The sequence below is a fragment of the Novosphingobium beihaiense genome, from assembly GCF_022832375.1.
Classification (GTDB): Bacteria; Pseudomonadota; Alphaproteobacteria; order Sphingomonadales; family Sphingomonadaceae; genus Novosphingobium; species Novosphingobium beihaiensis.
On the sequence record NZ_JALHLG010000033.1, the window covers coordinates 51,824 to 68,870 of the forward strand.

General features: G+C 65.0%; 14 protein-coding genes. 10 read left to right on the plus strand and 4 right to left on the minus strand.

The window, feature by feature from the left end; all coding sequences use genetic code 11:
• Positions 1-31: 31 nt before the first annotated feature.
• Positions 32-520 (plus strand): MarR family winged helix-turn-helix transcriptional regulator, encoded by a 489-nt coding sequence (locus MTR66_RS16515; RefSeq protein WP_243923075.1) that lies wholly within the window; start codon positions 32-34, stop codon positions 518-520.
• Positions 521-885: 365 nt separating this feature from the next.
• Here MTR66_RS16515 and MTR66_RS16520 read toward each other — a convergent pair whose 3' ends face one another.
• Entirely contained in the window at positions 886-1,203 is a 318-nt protein-coding gene (locus MTR66_RS16520) for a hypothetical protein (protein ID WP_243923078.1), read from the minus strand.
• Between the two features lie 331 nt (positions 1,204-1,534).
• On the opposite strand from MTR66_RS16520, the gene MTR66_RS16525 reads away from it, so the two are divergent.
• From MTR66_RS16525 to MTR66_RS16550, 6 genes are all read left to right on the plus strand, one after another.
• Entirely contained in the window at positions 1,535-2,764 is a 1,230-nt protein-coding gene (locus MTR66_RS16525; RefSeq protein WP_243923080.1) for a CaiB/BaiF CoA transferase family protein, read from the plus strand.
• A gap of 42 nt (positions 2,765-2,806) precedes the next feature.
• Positions 2,807-4,033 (plus strand): CaiB/BaiF CoA transferase family protein, encoded by a 1,227-nt coding sequence (locus MTR66_RS16530; protein WP_243923082.1) that lies wholly within the window; start codon positions 2,807-2,809, stop codon positions 4,031-4,033.
• A gap of 36 nt (positions 4,034-4,069) precedes the next feature.
• Positions 4,070-4,360, plus strand: coding sequence for a hypothetical protein (locus MTR66_RS16535; protein ID WP_243923084.1), 291 nt, complete (start codon positions 4,070-4,072; stop codon positions 4,358-4,360).
• A gap of 42 nt (positions 4,361-4,402) precedes the next feature.
• Positions 4,403-5,902, plus strand: coding sequence for a class I adenylate-forming enzyme family protein (locus tag MTR66_RS16540; protein WP_243923086.1), 1,500 nt, complete (start codon positions 4,403-4,405; stop codon positions 5,900-5,902).
• Between the two features lie 293 nt (positions 5,903-6,195).
• On the plus strand, positions 6,196-7,581 hold the full coding sequence (locus MTR66_RS16545; protein ID WP_243923088.1) for a CoA transferase: 1,386 nt from the start codon (positions 6,196-6,198) through the stop codon (positions 7,579-7,581).
• Entirely contained in the window at positions 7,575-9,002 is a 1,428-nt protein-coding gene (locus tag MTR66_RS16550; protein ID WP_243923090.1) for an amidohydrolase, read from the plus strand. Before MTR66_RS16545 ends, MTR66_RS16550 begins: the two co-directional genes overlap by 7 nt.
• On the opposite strand, the gene MTR66_RS16555 is transcribed toward MTR66_RS16550, so the two are convergent.
• Positions 8,928-9,881 (minus strand): enoyl-CoA hydratase/isomerase family protein, encoded by a 954-nt coding sequence (locus tag MTR66_RS16555; protein ID WP_243923092.1) that lies wholly within the window; start codon positions 9,879-9,881, stop codon positions 8,928-8,930. The two genes, MTR66_RS16550 and MTR66_RS16555, sit on opposite strands and share 75 nt — an antisense overlap.
• Before the next feature lie 331 nt (positions 9,882-10,212).
• Between MTR66_RS16555 and MTR66_RS16560 the strand changes: the two genes are divergently transcribed.
• Positions 10,213-11,016, plus strand: coding sequence for a helix-turn-helix domain-containing protein (locus tag MTR66_RS16560; protein ID WP_243923094.1), 804 nt, complete (start codon positions 10,213-10,215; stop codon positions 11,014-11,016).
• Between the two features lie 140 nt (positions 11,017-11,156).
• Here the strand turns inward: MTR66_RS16560 and MTR66_RS16565 are convergent, their stop codons facing one another.
• Positions 11,157-12,497, minus strand: coding sequence for an amidohydrolase family protein (locus MTR66_RS16565; RefSeq protein ID WP_243923096.1), 1,341 nt, complete (start codon positions 12,495-12,497; stop codon positions 11,157-11,159).
• A gap of 31 nt (positions 12,498-12,528) precedes the next feature.
• A complete protein-coding gene (locus tag MTR66_RS16570) occupies positions 12,529-13,308 on the minus strand; it encodes a DUF2889 domain-containing protein (RefSeq protein ID WP_243923098.1) in 780 nt (259 codons plus the stop codon).
• 229 nt (positions 13,309-13,537) lie between these two features.
• Between MTR66_RS16570 and MTR66_RS16575 the strand changes: the two genes are divergently transcribed.
• Both MTR66_RS16575 and MTR66_RS16580 read left to right on the plus strand, forming a co-directional pair.
• Positions 13,538-15,748 (plus strand): acyl-CoA dehydrogenase family protein, encoded by a 2,211-nt coding sequence (locus tag MTR66_RS16575; RefSeq protein ID WP_243923101.1) that lies wholly within the window; start codon positions 13,538-13,540, stop codon positions 15,746-15,748.
• Positions 15,749-15,983: 235 nt separating this feature from the next.
• Positions 15,984-16,805: an enoyl-CoA hydratase/isomerase family protein gene (locus tag MTR66_RS16580; RefSeq protein ID WP_243923103.1), complete on the plus strand. Its 822-nt coding sequence runs from the start codon at positions 15,984-15,986 to the stop codon at positions 16,803-16,805.
• Positions 16,806-17,047: the final 242 nt, after the last annotated feature.

The window sequence follows — 17,047 nt, forward strand, 5'->3', positions numbered from 1 at the left end:
ACCGGCCGCACCGGCCAAACAGGAGTAGCGCGTGGCGAGCGACGCCGACAACAAGACGACTGGTCCGCAAAAAGACCCTTTCGGCATCCGTGACGAGAGTCCCAGGCGGCAGGTCGGCCTGCGCATGACGGTCATCGCCCGCCTCCAGCGCAACAGCTTCGACCGCAAGGTGTCGGCGCTGAACGTGACCCGTTCGCAATGGGCGATGATTGCCATCGTCTCGCGCTATCCGGGCTCCACCCAGCGCACGATCGCAGAATATCTCGAAATGTCGGAAGCCTCGGCGGGCCGTCTGATCGACCGCCTCTGCGCCGACGGGCTTCTGGAACGGCGCGACCGCCGCGACGACCGCCGCGCGCGCGCCGTCTATCTGACCGAGAAAGCCGAGCCACTGCTGGCCAAGCTCGGCACGATCGCGTCCGAAAGCGAGCAGCGCATGTTCAGCGGGTTTTCCGATGAAGAGCTCGAACAGCTGCTCAACTTCATGGACCGCATCTACGAGAACGTCAGCCGCGGTTAGGTGCTGTCTGCATTCAGTTCAGGGTGAGTCGAAAATGGTGTTTTTGCGCGACCCGGAGCGCAGCGTACTTTCTGTACGTGAACACCGGAAGCGCGCAAAAGCGCCATTTGCAGGCCGCCATGGGCTGAATGCAGACAGCACCTAGGACATCATGCCCACAATTTGAGTCAGGCTCCGTTCGTGTCGAGCGAAGTCGAGACGCGCTGGATCAGAGCTACCGCATCTCGACACGAACGGCAGGCAACCCAAGTTACGCGCACGGCACTCTGACGCTGCTTAACACCAGGCCCGTTCCACACATCGCGCACAAACAGAAAGGGCGGCCCCGAAGGACCGCCCTTTCCGTCTTGAGAGCTGGTGAAAGCTTACTTCGCGCGCGCGACGTCCTTCTTCGACAGCGAAGTCGTAACCTTGCCGTCCACTTCGCTCACGGTCGAAGCCGGAACGGTGATCAGGCGGCCGTTCATGATGACCTGCGGGTTGCCGTCGGCATTGACGCGATAGATCGGGGCGATGCGGTAGCCGTTCGAAGCGTAGAGCATCATGCCGGCGTTGAGCTGAACCGGAGCGGCAGCTTCTTCGGTCACTTCATGCACCGCCTGGGTTTCGGCGAACACCGTGGTGGGGACGACGGCGAGCGTCGCGACGGTGGCCAGAGCGGCGAGAGGGGCAAACTTGTTCATCGTGCAAACTCCGAAATCTGAATTGTGTTTTTTCAACTTACTAACCTAGGTTAGGAGTTACCCGCCCCGAAGTCAATTGCAATTGTTGCAAGCGCAAAAGCAGTTTGCTCAACACATCAAAAGTCCCGGTTTTCCGGGCATCACAGACATTGCTGCACTGCATCATTCTCTTGACGCAACGGCGAATCGGTTTCCCATAATCGTCTGCACGATGGGCTCCACGGTTGATCCGCAAGGGGTTTCCGCGCACATCGGGACGAACCTCGAAAGCGGCTCGCGCAGCCGGTTGCGGGGATACACGAACACAAAAAACGATAGGGACTGGCAGCAGATGTCTACAAAGGTCATGGAGGGCGTGCGCGTTCTCGAAGTCGCGCAGTTCACTTTCACGCCCGCCGCCGGCGCGATCCTCGCCGACTGGGGCGCGGACGTCATCAAGATCGAGCATCCGGTGCGCGGCGATACCCAGCGCGGCTTCCTCAACATGGGCGGCGTCACGCTCGACCCGCAGCGACACACCCTGTTCGAGCACCCCAACCGCGGCAAGCGCTCCGTCGGCATCGACCTGTCCACGCCGGAAGGCCAGGAAGTGCTCTACGAACTCGCCAAGCAGTGCGACGTGTTCCTGACCAACTACCTCCCGCAGGTGCGCCAGAAGAACAAGTTCGACGTCGAACACATCCGCGCCGTCAATCCCAACATCATCTACGCGCGCGGCTCGGCGCTGGGTGACAAGGGGCCCGAACGCCTCGTTGGCGGTTTCGACGGCACCTGCTTCTGGTCGCGCAGCGGCATTGCCTATTCGATGACGCCCGAGGAACTGGGCGCGCCGCTTTCGCAGGGCATCCCCGCATTCGGCGATTCCATCGGCGGCATGTTCATCGCGGGCGGCATTTCCGCCGCGCTCTATCACCGCGAAAAGACCGGCGAGACGGCCGAACTCGATGTCTCGCTGCTCAGCACCGCGGCCTGGGCCTCGGGCGCGCTGATCGCACAGGTCGCCGAGACCGGTATCCTCACCCGCAACCCGATGCCGGGCTCGGGCGGCGCGGCGCGCAACCCCTTCATGGGCAATTACCAGACCTCGGACGGCGGCACGATCAACCTCTGCACGATCTCGCCCACCGGCCACATCAAGAGCCTGTTCGAGCATGTCGGCGTACCCGAAGCGGCGGACGACCCCCGCTTCTCCGACCCGCGCGCCCTGTTCGAGAATGCCGGGGCCGCCAGCGACATCCTGGTGAAGGCTTTCGCTGCCCAGCCTTTCGAATACTGGCGTCAGCACCTCAAGACGTTCTCTGGCCAGTGGGCCCCGATCCAGAGCTTCGCCGACTTGCTCACCGATGAGCAGGCGCTCGCCAACGACATGCTGGTGGAAGTCGAGGCGGCGGATGGCGGCGATCCGCTCAAGCTGGTGCGCGGCCCGGTGCAGTGGAACCACGAACCGCTCGAAACCTCGCGTTCTCCGCAAGCGTCCGAGCATACCGAAATCGTGCTCATGGAAATGGGCGTCGAGTGGGACAAGATCGAGGAATGGAAGGCCAAGGGCGCGATCGCCTGAGGCGGCGCTTCCTCTGACCGTTCCCGGGAGACGAAGGCGGATATGACGCAGGTGATGAAAGGCGTAAGGGTGCTCGAAGTCGCCCAGTTCGTCTTCGTCCCTGCGGCCGGGGCGGTACTGGCGGACTGGGGCGCGGACGTCATCAAGGTGGAACACCCCGTGCGCGGCGATACCCAGCGCGGGATGCTGACCATTGCGGGGGCCAAACTCGATCCTGTGGTCAATCCGATGATGGAGCACCCCAACCGGGGCAAGCGCAGCATCGGCATCGACGTCACCACGCCCGAAGGGCAGGCGCTCATCTACGAGCTGGCGAAGAATGCCGATGTGTTCCTGACCAACTATCTCCCTTCTGCCCGGCAAAAGCTGAAGATCGACGTGGAACACATTCGCGCGGTCAATCCCGATATCGTCTACGCGCGCGGCACCGGCTTTGGCGACAAGGGGCCGGACCGCGATCGCGGCGCGTTCGATGCCACTGCGTTCTGGATCCATTCGGGGCTCGGCCATGCGCTGACGCCGGAGGAATTCGACATGCCGCTGACTATGGGCGTGGGCGGCCTGGGCGATTCCATCAGCGGCATGTATCTGGCGGGCGGGATCGCCGCCGCGCTCTACAACCGCGCGCAGACGGGGAAAACGTCAGAAGTCGATGTCTCGCTGTTCAACAGCGCGATGTGGTCGATGGGGCAAGTGATCGCGCCCTACCTGCATACCGGCCAGATGCGGCGCCCCGGTATTCCGCAGGCAGGCGGCGCGGCGGTCAACCCGTTCCTGGGCCATTTCAAGACGTCGGACGGGCGCGTCATCGCCTTGTTCATCCTCGCTCCCGGTGCCTACATCCGCGACACTTTCGTACATCTCGGCATTCCCGAAGCCGCGGACGATCCGCGCTTTGCCGATGCGCTTTCGCTGATGGAGGACAGCGCGGCCGCGAGCGAACTGATCACTGCCGCCATCGCCGCAAAACCTTTCGCCTACTGGTGCGAGCATCTGCAGACCATGCGTGGCCAGTGGGCCGCCGTGCAGACCATGCTCGATCTGGGCGGCGACCCGCAGGCACTGGCCAACGACACCTTCATGGATGTCGATCCGGTCGACGGCTCCGATCCGATGCGCGTGGTGCGCAGCCCGGTGCAGTTCGACCACCAGCCCTTTGCCACGCCTCGTGCTCCGCAGCTATCCGAACATACTGAAACGGTACTGCTGGAGCTCGGTCTTGAATGGGACGATATCGAGCGCCTAAAAGTTCAGGGCGCGATCGCATGAAGACAATTCAGACAACCCGCTAAGAAGGAAATCAAGATGAAGCCTGGAACCCGCCTGAAGAGCGCCGCCTGCGATACCGAAGTCATGGTGATCCGCTGCGCCGACGGCCAGATCGAATGCGGCGGTTCGCCGATGGGCGAAGCCAAGCCCGCCGATGCCGCGCCGCTCTCCGCCGATTTCTCGGCCGGTACGCTGATGGGCAAACGCTATGTCGATGCCGACGGCAAGTACGAGCTGCTCTGCGTGAAGCCCGGCAAGGGCTCGCTTTCGGTCGATGGCGTCGCGCTGGTCGTCAAGGACGCCAAGCCGCTTCCCGCCTCCGACTGATCCCCGGCAACACTTCTATTCCTGCCAAGGCCGCACCAGACAATGAACATCGCTCTCCTTCTCGAAATGGCGGCGGAAGCCGCGCCTGACCGCATTGCCCTCGTTTGCGACGGCAAGCGCTGGACTTACGGAGACCTGCTCGACGCCGCGCGCGGCGCCTTCGAGCTGATCCAGGAGAGCGAGGCGGAATACGTCGCCCTGCTCGACGAGAGCAGCGAGGCGGCGGTGATCGCCGTGTTCGGCGCGGCCCTGGCGGGCGTGCCCTATTGCCCGCTCAACTACCGCCTGCCCGATGCCGATCTGGCCGCCCTGCTCGGCCGCGTCGCCCCGGCGCTGGTGGTGGGCGATGAGGAACGCATCACCCGCATCGCGGGCGATCAGGAGCACACGATCTTCTCGCGCGAGGAATTCACGCTCAAGGCACAGGAAACCGTGCCCGAGCCGGACTCGCGCGAATACGATCCGGGCGAAGGCATTGCGATCCAACTCTTCACCAGCGGCACCACGGCGGCGCCCAAGGCGGCGATCCTGCGCCACTCGAACCTGCTGGGCTATATCCTGGGCACGGTGGAGTTCGGTTCCGCCGACGAGGCCGAAGCCGCGCTGGTGGTCGTGCCGCCCTATCACATCGCGGGTATCTCGGCGCTGCTCAGCTCGATCTATTCGCAGCGCAAGATCGTGATGCTGCCCAACTTCTCGCCCGAAGGCTGGCTGGAACTGGTGCAGACCGAAGCCGTCACCAATGCTTTCGTGGTGCCGACGATGCTCGCACGCATCGTCGATGCCATGGAAAAGGGCGTGGCCGCGGATACCGCCAGCCTGCGCGCCATCGCCTATGGCGGCGGCAAGATGCCGCTGGAAGTGATCCACAAGGCGCTGGAGCGCTTCCCCGGCGCTGGTTTCACCAATGCCTATGGCCTGACCGAAACCAGCTCAACCGTGGCCCTGCTCGGCCCCGACGATCACCGCGAGGCGCTGGCGTCCGATGATCCCAAGGTGCGCGCCCGCCTGACCTCGCTAGGCAAGCCGATCCCGACCGTCGAAATGCAGATCCGCGGCGAGAACGGAGAAGTGCTCGGCCCCAACGAAGCGGGCGAGATCTACGTGCGTGGCGATCAGGTTTCGGGCGAGTACAAGGAAAAGAGCGCGCTCGATGCCGAAGGCTGGTTCCCCACCCGCGATGCCGGATACATGGACGAGCATGGCTACCTGTTCCTCTCCGGCCGCGCCGACGACGTGATCGTGCGCGGGGGCGAGAACATGTCTCCCGGCGAGATCGAGGACGTGCTGCTCACCCACCCTGCGATTGCCGACGCCTGCGCCTGCGCCATCCCCTCGGTGGAATGGGGCGAGGCAGTGGGCACCGCCATCGTCGTCCGCGAAGGTCATGAAGCCCCTGCCGAAGACGAACTCAAGGCGCTGATCCGCTCGCGCCTGCGGTCCTCACGCGTGCCCGAGAAGATCAAGTTCGTCGAAGAGCTGCCCTACAATGAAATGGGCAAGCTGCTGCGGCGCAAGGTCAAGGACGTCCTTGCAAACTAGTCACCTGGAACTGAAGTTCTCATCACTATTCCCGTCATCCCCGCGAAGGCGGGGCTCCCGCTTCTGCCGGCATGGCACAAGGATGATTAGCGCCGCTCCCGCCTTAGCGGGAGCGGCGCCACTATGCAGCGAACTTCGCTTCCACCGTACTAGGATGCATGCGCATTTGCCTCATGGCGGACTGCAAACCGCAACTTTCTGCGCTTCCAGCCCTCACGTGCATTAAGTACGCTGCGCTCCGGCATTAAGTACGCTCCGCTCCGGTTTTCGAAAGCTGCTATTCTCGCTCCACCATGGATCAAACGCGCGCACATCCTTCCCATTCCCCTTCGGGCCAGTGCGGCCCGGCGCTGCCGCTGGCGCGCTGGGCCGGGCGGCAGTTGCAGGCCATGGCGCATGACCATGGCCTGCCCGCCCTTGCCGCGCTTTCGGGTGCGGCGCTGATGGGCGAGCGGGGATCGAACAATGGCTACACGATCAATGGCCGGATTTCCGCCGGGCTTGGCGGCAGCCGCCTGCTGAAAACACGCGACGGCGGCTGGTTCGCCCTCACCCTGATCCGGGATGTGGACCGCGAACTGCTGCCCGCGCTGTTCTGCGACGCCGGTTTCGACGGTTCGGTGGAAGGGGCCATCGGGGCTGCGGCCGCGCGGTTCGATTGTGCTGAACTGGTCGAACGCGGGCGCGCACTGGGCCTGCCGGTCGCCTCGGCGGACGAAGTTCCCGTAACGCCCGCTGTTGAGGTCCTGATGCAGGGCCAGAATCGCGGACGCGGGCCCACGGCAAGCTATGGGAATTTTGCAGCAAGCCCCGCTCGTCCTGAGCTTGTCGAAGGACGCTGGCGCAGCGCTGGGGCCGACACCCTTCGACGAGCTCAGGACGAGCGGAGGTGGGGGAAATTTCCCGCACAATTCTCTGGGCATCGTCTCTCTGGGCATCGTCCGCTGGTGATCGATCTCTCCGCGATCTGGGCGGGGCCGTTGGCCGGGCACTTGTTCTGGCAGGCGGGCATGGAAGTCGTGAAAGTCGAAAGCCGCTCCCGCCCGGACCTCATCCGGCGCGACGATCCAGCGACGTTCGATCTCATCAATCAGGGCAAGGCCAATGTCCTCGTCGATTTTGCCAGCGAACGCGAAAAAGCCGCTCTGATCGCGCTGATCCGCCGCGCGGACGTGGTTATCGAATCTTCGCGTCCGCGCGCACTCAAGCACCTTGGGATCGATGCCGAAGCGCTGGTGCGCGAAGTGCCGGGGCTTGTCTGGCTTTCCGTCACCGGACACGGCGCGCGCGGCGAGGCGGCGAACTGGGTTGGCATCGGCAACGATTGCGGCGTGGCGGGCGGCCTCTCGCGCGCCATGGCGGAGTTGACCGGCGAAATCGGCTTCGTGGGCGACGCCGTCGCCGACCCGCTCACCGGCATTACCGCCGCGCGCGAAGGGCTCGCCGCGCTGCGCAGCGGCATGGCCCAGCGCATCGGCCTGTCCATGAGCGCGATTGCCGCCATGGCGTTGGCCGAAGAGCGCGCGCACGACCGCGCCGCGATCGATGCCGAGCTCAGAGCATGGGGCTCCTCGATCGGCGCGCCCTTCCCTCATGTGCCGCGCCGCGCCTTGCAGGCCGAAGTCCGCGCCATCGGCGCCGATACCGCGCGGTACTTGCCGGAGCTGGCGCCGTGCTGATCCGCAATGCCGAAGTCTGGGGCTCAGGCCTGCAGGACGTGCGGATCGCGGATGGCCGTATCGCCGCCATGGGAACTCTGCAGCCAAGTCCCAACGAAACCGTCATGGACGCCCGCGGCGGCACGCTGCTGCCCGGGCTCCACGATCATCACATTCACCTTGCCGGGCTGGCCGCAGACAAGGCCTCCATTTCCTGCGGCCCGCCCCAAGTGACCGGCCCGGAAGCCCTTGCCCGCGCCCTGCGCCAACCGGGCAACGGATGGATCAGAGGCACCGGCTTTCACGAAAGCGTGCTGGATGGCGCCCTGCCCGATGCCAAGGCGCTGGACCGGCTCGTACCGCACCGTCCCTTGCGCCTTCAGCACCGCACCGGGCGGATGTGGCTGCTCAATTCGATGGCGCTCGAAGACCTGCTGTCCCGCGCGGCCCCGCCCAAGGGACTGGAGCGCCAAGGCGGGCAGTTCACCGGCCGCCTGTTCGATGAGGATGCCTGGCTTCGAACAGCGCTCGGCAGCCAGCCGCCTGCTCTGGGCGATATCAGCCACGATCTCGCCGCCTTCGGAATCACCGGCGTCACCGATATGTCCCCTCGCAACGATCCGGATATGGCCCGCCATTTCGCCCGGCAGAGGACCGAGGGCACTTTGGTGCAATCGCTGGTTCTGGCGGGCGCGCTGTCTCTGGCCGAAACCGCTCCGGAAGGCTGGAAACTGGGCCCGCTCAAGCTCCACCTGCACGAGGCCGCCCTTCCCGGTTTCGAGGATGCCGTAGCCTTCATCCGCGCCGGTCACGGGCAAGGGCGGCCGCTGGCGGTGCACTGCGTCACCGAAGTCGAACTCGTCTTCACGCTGGCGCTGCTGGAAGAGGCCGGGACGCTGCCGGGAGACCGGATCGAACACGTCTCGATCGCCTCGCCCGAACTGGTGGCGCGCATGGCCGCGCTGGGCCTGAACGCCTGCGTCCAGCCGCACTTCATCGCCGAGCGCGGGGACCGTTATCTGGCGGACGTGGAGCCGCGTGATCACGGCGATCTCTACCGCCTGCGCAGCCTGCGCGATGCGGGCCTTGCCATGGCGGGCGGCAGCGATGCGCCTTATGGCCGCCCCGATCCATGGGCGGCGATGGCCGCCGCCGTCAGCCGCCGGACCTCGGCAGGCATCGCAATCGGCCCTGACGAGGCCCTGACGCCGGAAGAGGCGCTCGGGCTCTATCTGGCCGATCCGCTTGACCTCGCCCGGCAACGCGCCATTGCACCGGGAGAAGCGGCGGACCTCTGCCTGCTCAGCCGCCCCTGGGCCGAAGCGCGCGAACGCCTTTCCAGTGCGGATGTCGCGGCAACGTGGATTTCAGGCAAGCTTGTCCACCAACGCGTCGACGAGCCCCCATGCGAGCGCCTGCCGCGCGTTGATGCGGCGTCCTGACAGGATCAGCAGCAAAGCCCTCTGCCGCCCGACCCGCCGCGTCAGCGAGACGCAGCCGCCCGCGCCGGGCAGGATGCCCATCGCCAGTTCGGGAAGCTGGAACCATGAACGCGGCGTCGCCGTGATCCGGCGCGCATAGGCCGCCAGTTCCAGGCCCGCCCCCACACAGGCCCCGTCGATCCGGGCTTCCAGCCGCCCGGCACAGTGCACCGCCTCGCGCGCAGGCAGCGTCAGGCAGCGGATGCGGTGCGCGGTGGCCGGATCGGTGGTCGTGCCGAATTCGGATAGCTCGGCACCCAGACTGAACGCCTTGCCTTCCGCGCGCAGCACCACGCGCGTGATCGTCTCATCCGCATTGGCCAGCGCGAACGCTTCATGCAGCCCATCGCGCATCGGCCGGTCGATGGCATTGCCTGCCCCGGGCCGGTCAAGCGTAACCGTGAGTTCGCCGTCCTGCCGCGAAAGCCGCACTTCTCCTTCGGGCAAAACCTCGCGCCGGGGCTGCGCTGCAATCCATGCCCGGTGCCCGGCGCTCCCCTGCAGCACGGCATAGGCCATGGACTCCGCCGTCAGTCCCTGTTCGGGCGGCAGTGCCGGAAGCTGGCGGAGAAGTTGCGTGACTACGGCCGCGGCCAAAGGCTGGTCCACAATGGCCTTGCTCACCGCACCCACATCGCGATGGGATTCGATCACTGTATCCAGACGGTGTGCCAGCGGATGGCCGCGCGCACCCACGCCGATCACCGGACAGGCCGGCAAGCGGATGTGCGGAACGTCGTTCTCTTCCCCTGCCAGATCGATGAATGCCGCAGGTTCCCGCCATGGCCCGGCATCGCCAGTCAGCTCCGGTGCGGAAACCCTGAACGCCGCGGGAATCATGACTTTTACGTTACTCCCTGGTCATTGCCGTTCGTCGTGCCGCAGCCATCGTCTGCCGGATCGCGGTTGACCAGCACCCATTCCAGGCCTGACAGTCGCCTTCAGGATCATGCCGCTATTCCGGCCTCCTCACATCACAATGCTTCCTGATGCAAGTTTCTTGGTCCAGTATACACCGGAAGCCCTTGATCAACAGCATTGTTGATGCTAACCAAGCTGAGCAAAAAACGAACACGGCTCATTTTTCTGAGCACGACTCGGACAAAATGACACCGGGATCGACTCGGGGAAGAAGCGAGTTTCACATCCACTCAGAGGGAGGAGAGACCTCATGGCTGGCAAGACTACATCATCGAACAAGGCAAAGATCGCGCGCAGGGTGATCGAAGTATTGGAATACTTCGACGACACCCACCGGGAGGCGACGGTCATGGATATCGTGCGCCGTTACAACCGGCCGCAATCGAGCACATCGGAACTTCTTTCGAGCCTGGTCGAGCTCGGCCTGCTGCGCAAGGATCCCTACTCCCGCGCCTACAGCCTGACGCCGCGCGCCGCGCTGCTGGGCACCTCGGGCCAGCCTGAACTGGTGCGTGACGGACGCATCGTGCGCCTCATGGACCGGCTCGTTTCGCAGACCGGCCTTTCGGTCGCGCTGCTCTCTATGGTCGGGCTCGATGCCCAGATCGTCAACTGGCGCCACAGCCCGCGTGCCATGGCCGCTACCCGTGAACTGACCGGCGGCGTCAAGGAACCGCTGGTGAGCAATGCGGCGGGCTGGCTGATGCTGTCCACCGTGGCGCGCCAGCGCTGCGAAGGCATGGTCCGCCGTCTCAACGCCGAAGCGGACGATCTCAGCAAGTTCAACTTCTCGGACATGATGCAGCGCATCGATGCGTGCCGCGAACCGCGCCATCTGTTCGGTCCCACCGGCTTCGGCACCGGCGCCGACGCGCTCTGTGCCTTGCTGCCGCGCCAGCCCGAAGGCCATCCGCTGGTCGTCGCCGTGGTCTATGGCAAGGACGACAAGGTCAATCACGACGGGCTGATCCAGTGCATGAGCGACGCCATGCGCGCCTGCCTGCCCGATCCCGAAGTGACCACCAATGTGGAGCCGTTCCCGCACGCCGCCTGACGCGGCCGCGAAACGGCACTTTATCACAAGCTCCCAACGAAAAGGGCCCCCGCGGGATATCTCGCGGGGGCCCTGATCATTTCAGGCTGGCGCCGCCCCCGGAAGCTGCCCGCCATGCTGCGGCTTCCGGGGCGGACTTCTCAGGCGTCCTGCCCGGCCATGCGGTCCAGATGATCGGAATCCTCGTGGCGGGAGAACATCTTCATGATGTCGCCGGACGTAACGGGGCGCACTTCGCCTTCGGCCAGCGGGCGCTCGCCCAGCGAGGACTTGGGCGTGGTATCGACGCCCTCTTCCTGCGCCTTCTTGCGCAGCGCACCCACAGTGAGCTGCTCCTTCGGGATGTGCTGGAACGGATCGAAACGGAACCAGCGCATGGCATTGCCGTGCGTGATCTTGTCGATCTGCGCGTCGGTCAGGTGCTTGATCGTCGGCCACAGGCGCTCGGGCACTTCGGGCCAGAGCGTGTCGGAGTGCGGATAGTCGCATTCATAGGCGATGTTGTCCTCACCGATGTACTCGACATTATCCAGACCGAAGGCATCGTCGATGAAGCAGTTGAGAAAGTGCTTCTTGAACATGTCGCTCGGCTTGGTGTTCTGGAACAGCGAATGCGTCCAGTATTTGTGGCGTGAGTTCGAGAAGTCCGCGCGCTCCATGAAATAGGGCACCCAGCCGATCGAACCTTCCGAAAGCGCGATGCGCATATCCGGATAGTCATGCAGCGCCTTGAGGTTCAGCCAGTCCGAGGCGGCATAGGCGATCGACATCGGCATCGTCGAGATCCACGCCTCGATCGGCGTTTCCATCGACGCATGCGGCGCCGGGTTGCCGCCGCCGATGTGCAGGCAGATCGTCATGTCGAGATCGTTGATCGCCTTGTAGAACGGGTCCCAGTAGGCGTTGTGGATCGAAGGCAGGCCCTGGCAGGTCGGGTTCTCGCTGATCGAGACGGTGTGGCAGCCTTTGGCCGACACCCGCTTCAGCTCGGCGATGGTCGCGTCCATGTCCCACGTCGGCAGGATGGCGCAGGGGATGAAGCGGCCCGGATGCGCGGCGCACCACTCGTCGATATGCCAGTCGTTATAGGCCGAGACGTGCCTGGCCGCGAGCTTCTTGTCCGGCACCCGGTGCAGGCGCCCGCCCGCGAAATCGAACACCGAGCCGAAGTTGAGCGAGGCGGCGATGCCGTTGACGTCCATGTCCTTCACGCGCTCGTCCACCTTGTAGACGCCGTCGCGAAGCTGATCGAGCGAGGTCGGCTCCATGCCATATTCCTCGAACGGGCGGCCGACCACGGCGTTGAGCGCGACCGAGGCAAAGCTCTGGCCCTGATAGACCCACAAGTCCTTGCCGTTTTCATCCTTCACCATCTTCGGCGCGGATTCGAGAAGATCGCCCGAGAGGTGGTTCTTGAACATGTCGGGCGGTTCGCTGATGTGATCATCGACGCTGATGATCACCATGTCGTTCATTTCCATATCGCGTCTCCCACTTGGTATATTGACCGGACTATCCGGCTTCAGGGCCGTAAGCGTCTTCGAAACGGTCATGCAGGCCTTCGAGCGGCTGGCGCCCGCCTGCGCTGAAATCGTGCATCCCGCTCACCATGCGCGCCCGCTCCACGCGCTCGGGCTGCATCGTGAAGCAATTGGGCCGCGTGGCCAGCGCGGCGCGGCGGCGCTCGTCGGTCATGCTGCGGCCATGCGCTACCAGCGAGGCCCATTGCAGCAGCCGCGCGGCTTCCTGCGCCTCGCCTTCCAGCCCAGCAATCCAGTCCCGCATCGTCAGCGGCGTCAGGCCCGCAAGCGATGCCGGTTCGGCGAACTTTCCGGCGCGCTCGATCCAGTGATGCAGCACTCGGCCTTCGCGCCGGATTTCCAGATCGCGCCGGGTCTCTCCATCCACCTCGCGCGGGTCGCTGACGAAGATGTGGTATTCGAGAGGCCCCCTGTCCAGAGCGTGGGCTGCTGCGATCACGGCCAGATCGTGCAGATGGGTGCAATTGGCCTGCTTCTCGCGCCGGGGCGAAACCTCCGCCAGCGGCACGCCAGTGAATGTCGTCTTCAGAACCTCCACCGCACCGGGGCAGACCGACCAGGGCACCCGGTCCATCAGAGGCTCCACCGCCAGCACCGTGGCGCCATCGTGGCGCAGCCGCACCGCCATGCAATGCAGATCGTCTTCGAGCAGGGCCAGAACCGCCCCTTCCTCCGGCTCCACGCGCAAGATACGGCGGTAGCCGGGCAGCGATGCGATAGGCCTCTGTTCGCGGCACTGCGAACCGGACACGGCTTACTCCCCTCTATCATCATGACGCCCGGCGCCACGGCACGGGTCTGTTGTGCGAAGGCCAGCCTACCCCTCGCCCTTCCGGCAAGCCATACGGCCCGCCAGCCATCGCGCCTGCGATTGCAGCGCATGACGGATTGAACGGCCCTGCCGTCTATGGTCAGGACCAATAAACGCGCACCTCAGCGCAAGAACCGAGCAACAACAATAATCCCCGGGATAGCCTGTCATGAATTTCGACCTGACCGACGAACAGGAAATGATGCGCGAGACCTTCGCGCGCTTCCTTGACGACAATTCGACCCCGGCGCGGGTCCGCGCGGCGCAGGATACCGGCGGCTTCGACGCGGAAATGTGGGCAGGCCTCGCCGAACTCGGCGCCTTCGCCATGCGCGTTCCCGAAGAGGCGGACGGCATGGGGCTCGGCTTGTTCGACGCCGGGCTGCTGATGGAAGAAGCGGGCCGCACGCTCGCCTCCGGCCCGCTGGCCGAAGCGCTGGTCGCCACCCGCCTGCTCGGCCTGCTCGGCGGCCAGAGCGAGCTGCTCGAAAGCGCGGTCAGCGGCGAGAAGGTCGTGACCATCGCCATGCAGGACGTGGCCGAATTCCCCAGCCAGTGGGTTGCGGGCGGGCTGGTTGCCGATGCCGTGGTGGCGCGCAAGGGCGATGACGTGGTGCTTGTCACCGTCCCGGCAGACGCGCGCGTGGCCGAAGCGAACCTTGCTTCCACCCCGATCGCTGAACTGGACCTCGGCGCGCTGGAAACCACCGTTCTGGGCAGCGGCACCGATGCGCTGGCCACGTTCGCCAGCGGTATCGAGGAATGGAAGCTGCTGATCACGCTGGCGCTTTCGGGCCTCAGCCGTCAGGCACTGACGATGGCGGCCGAATACGCGGGCGAGCGCAAGGCCTTCGGCGTGTTCATCGGCACGTTTCAGGCGCTGTCGCACCCGATGGCGGACCTCATCTGCGAGATCGATTCCGCCAAGTTCCTGGCGTGGAAAGCCATGCGCTCGATCGCGGACGGCGAAGCGGCCGCCGGGGCGCAGATCTCGCTCGCGGCCTGGTATGCGGCAGGCGCCGCGGGCCGCACGGTGCGCCATGCGGTGCAGACCTTCGGCGGCATCGGCCTCACCACCGAGCACGACATTCACCTCTACAACCTGCGCGCCAAGGCCTGGCCGCTGATCGCGGGCGATCCGGAAGACTGGCTCGCCGAAGCCGGGCGGCGCCTCTATGCGGGCGAAGCTGCCAGCCTGCCCGATGCGGGCGAAGTGCCGGTGGAATTCGATCTCGGCGAGGATGCCCGCGCGATCCAGCGGGAAATACACGAGTTCTTCGCGAAGAACGTGACCGACGAGCAGCGCGAGAAGTTCCACTTTTCCTGGGAAGGCCACAATCCGGTCATCCACAAGCAACTGGTTCAGGCGAACCTTGCCTATCTGCAACTGCCCAAGGATGTCGGCGGCCGGGGCCTCGATCCCTATGCTGTCACCGCCGCGCGCGATGCTTTCGAGGAAGAGGGCTGGAACAACCCGGTCGCCAATGTCGCGCAGATGGTGGCCCTCATCATGTACCGCTTCGGCACCGACGAGCTGAAGCAGGAAGTGCTGAGCAAGGTGATGTCGGGCGATGCGATCTGTTCGCTGGGCTATTCGGAGCCCGGCTGCGGCTCGGACGTCTTCGCCGCGCAGTGCAAGGCGACGCAGCAGGACGACGGCTCCTGGCTGATCGACGGCACCAAGATGTGGACCAGCGGCGCCAACCTCACCGACTATGTGCTGATGCTCTGCCGCACCGATCCGGACGCGCCCAAGCACAAGGGGCTGACGATGTTCATCGTGCCGCTGAAAGCTGAAGGCGTGACGGTGCAGGCGGTCCACACCTTCATGGACGAGCGCACCAACGTCACCTTCTACGACAACGTGCGTATCCCCGACACCTGGCGCCTGGGCGCCATCAACGGCGGCGGGCGCACGATGGCGGCCAGCCTTGAACTGGAGCACGGCGGCGGCTTCGCAAAAGTCCAGCGCGCCATGCTGGAAAGCGCGGTGGAGCTGTGCGGGGACATCCCGGTGGCGGGCGGCGGCAAGCTGATCGACACGGCCAAGGCGCAGACCCGGCTGGCCCGCACGTATGCCAATGTGCTGGCCTCCGAAATGATCGCCTACCGCGCCAACTGGACGCAGGTCCACGGCAAGGGCAACGGCGCCTACGGGCCGATGGCGAAGATGTTCTCCTCCGAACTGTTCATCACCGACTCGCGCGACCTGCTCGACCTGACAGCACCCTACTCGCTGTCCAAGCGCAAGGGCGCGGCCGATCACGTCAACCTCGCCTACCGCCACGCGCACGGCACCACCATCTACGGCGGCACCAGCCAGGTCCACCGCTCGATGATCGCCGAAAAGGGCCTGGGCCTGCCGCGCTCGCGGAATTAGAGGCGAAACTCTCCTCCAGTCCCCGTTCGTCCCGAGCCCTTCGACATGCTCAGGATAAACTTCGAGCTGTAGGCCCGAAGTCGAGGGACTGGTTCGAGCGCAGCCGAGAACCTGCAACGTAGCCGACCTCGGCTTCGCTCGGTCAGTGTCCCTCGACTTCGCTCGGGACGAACGGATATTATGGGCCGGATAAAAAGATGGCGCCGCAGCACGCGTAATTGAGGACTTGCAGACGATGACCGAAGAAGCCCCGCACCTGCTGACCGAAGAGGCCGATGGCATTCTGATCGCCACGCTGAACCGGCCCGACAAGCTCAACGCGATGAGCCGCGAGATGATGGACCTGCTCACCGAGGCGGTGCTGCGCCTGCGTGAAACGCCTGAACTCAAGGTCATGCTGATCCGCTCTACCGGGCGCTATTTCAGCTCGGGCGCGGACTTGCGCGGGGGCAACCGCAACATCGCCTCGCAAGTGAACGTCACGGCCAATTCGGCCAGCAAGATCCGCGAGAACCACCGGCTCAACCTCAACAACATGCAGCAGTTGTGGGACGAGATGGAGCACGTGGAAAAGCCCATCGTCGTCGCGCATCACGCCATGTGCGTGGGCGGCGGACTGGAAATGAGCCTCTCGTGCGATTTCCGCCTCGCCGCAAAGAGCGCCGCCTATGCCTTTCCCGAAGGGCTGTTCGGCGTGCTGCCCGCCTCGGGCGGCGTCTCGCGCCTTACGCGCCTGTGCGGCCCGCACTGGGCGCGCTGGCTGATCATGGCCAACAAGCCTGCCCCTGCCGAGATGGCCATGACCATGGGCCTCGTCCATCAGGTCTTCGAGGACGAGACTTTCGAACAGGAGGTGATGGAATTCTGCCAACACCTTGCCAAGCAGAACGGCGAGCAGATGGGCGCGGCCAAAGTCGCCATCGAACTGTGCGCCGAAGTGGGCCGCGATTCCGCCCGCCATGTCGAGCGCATGGCCAATTCCGGCCTCATGCTCAATCCGGATTACATCAAGGGCATGGAAGCCTATCTGAAGGGCGTGGGCGGCAAGAAGAAGTAGACAGGGCAAACTCCCGTTCGTGTCGAGCGAAGTCGAGACACGTTCGCCTGACTCATACGTGTCTCGACTTCGCTCGACACGAACGATGAGTATAACGGGGTGTTGAGGGCCGCTTACCCCGCCCCGGCCCTTCCGTCCCTGACCGCCAGTTCCATCAGCCGCGCGCCGGGCACGAGGAAGCGGTCCTCGCTGACTTCCGGCCCCATGCCGACCTGGCGCCGCAATTCGCGGTCCGTCGCGAC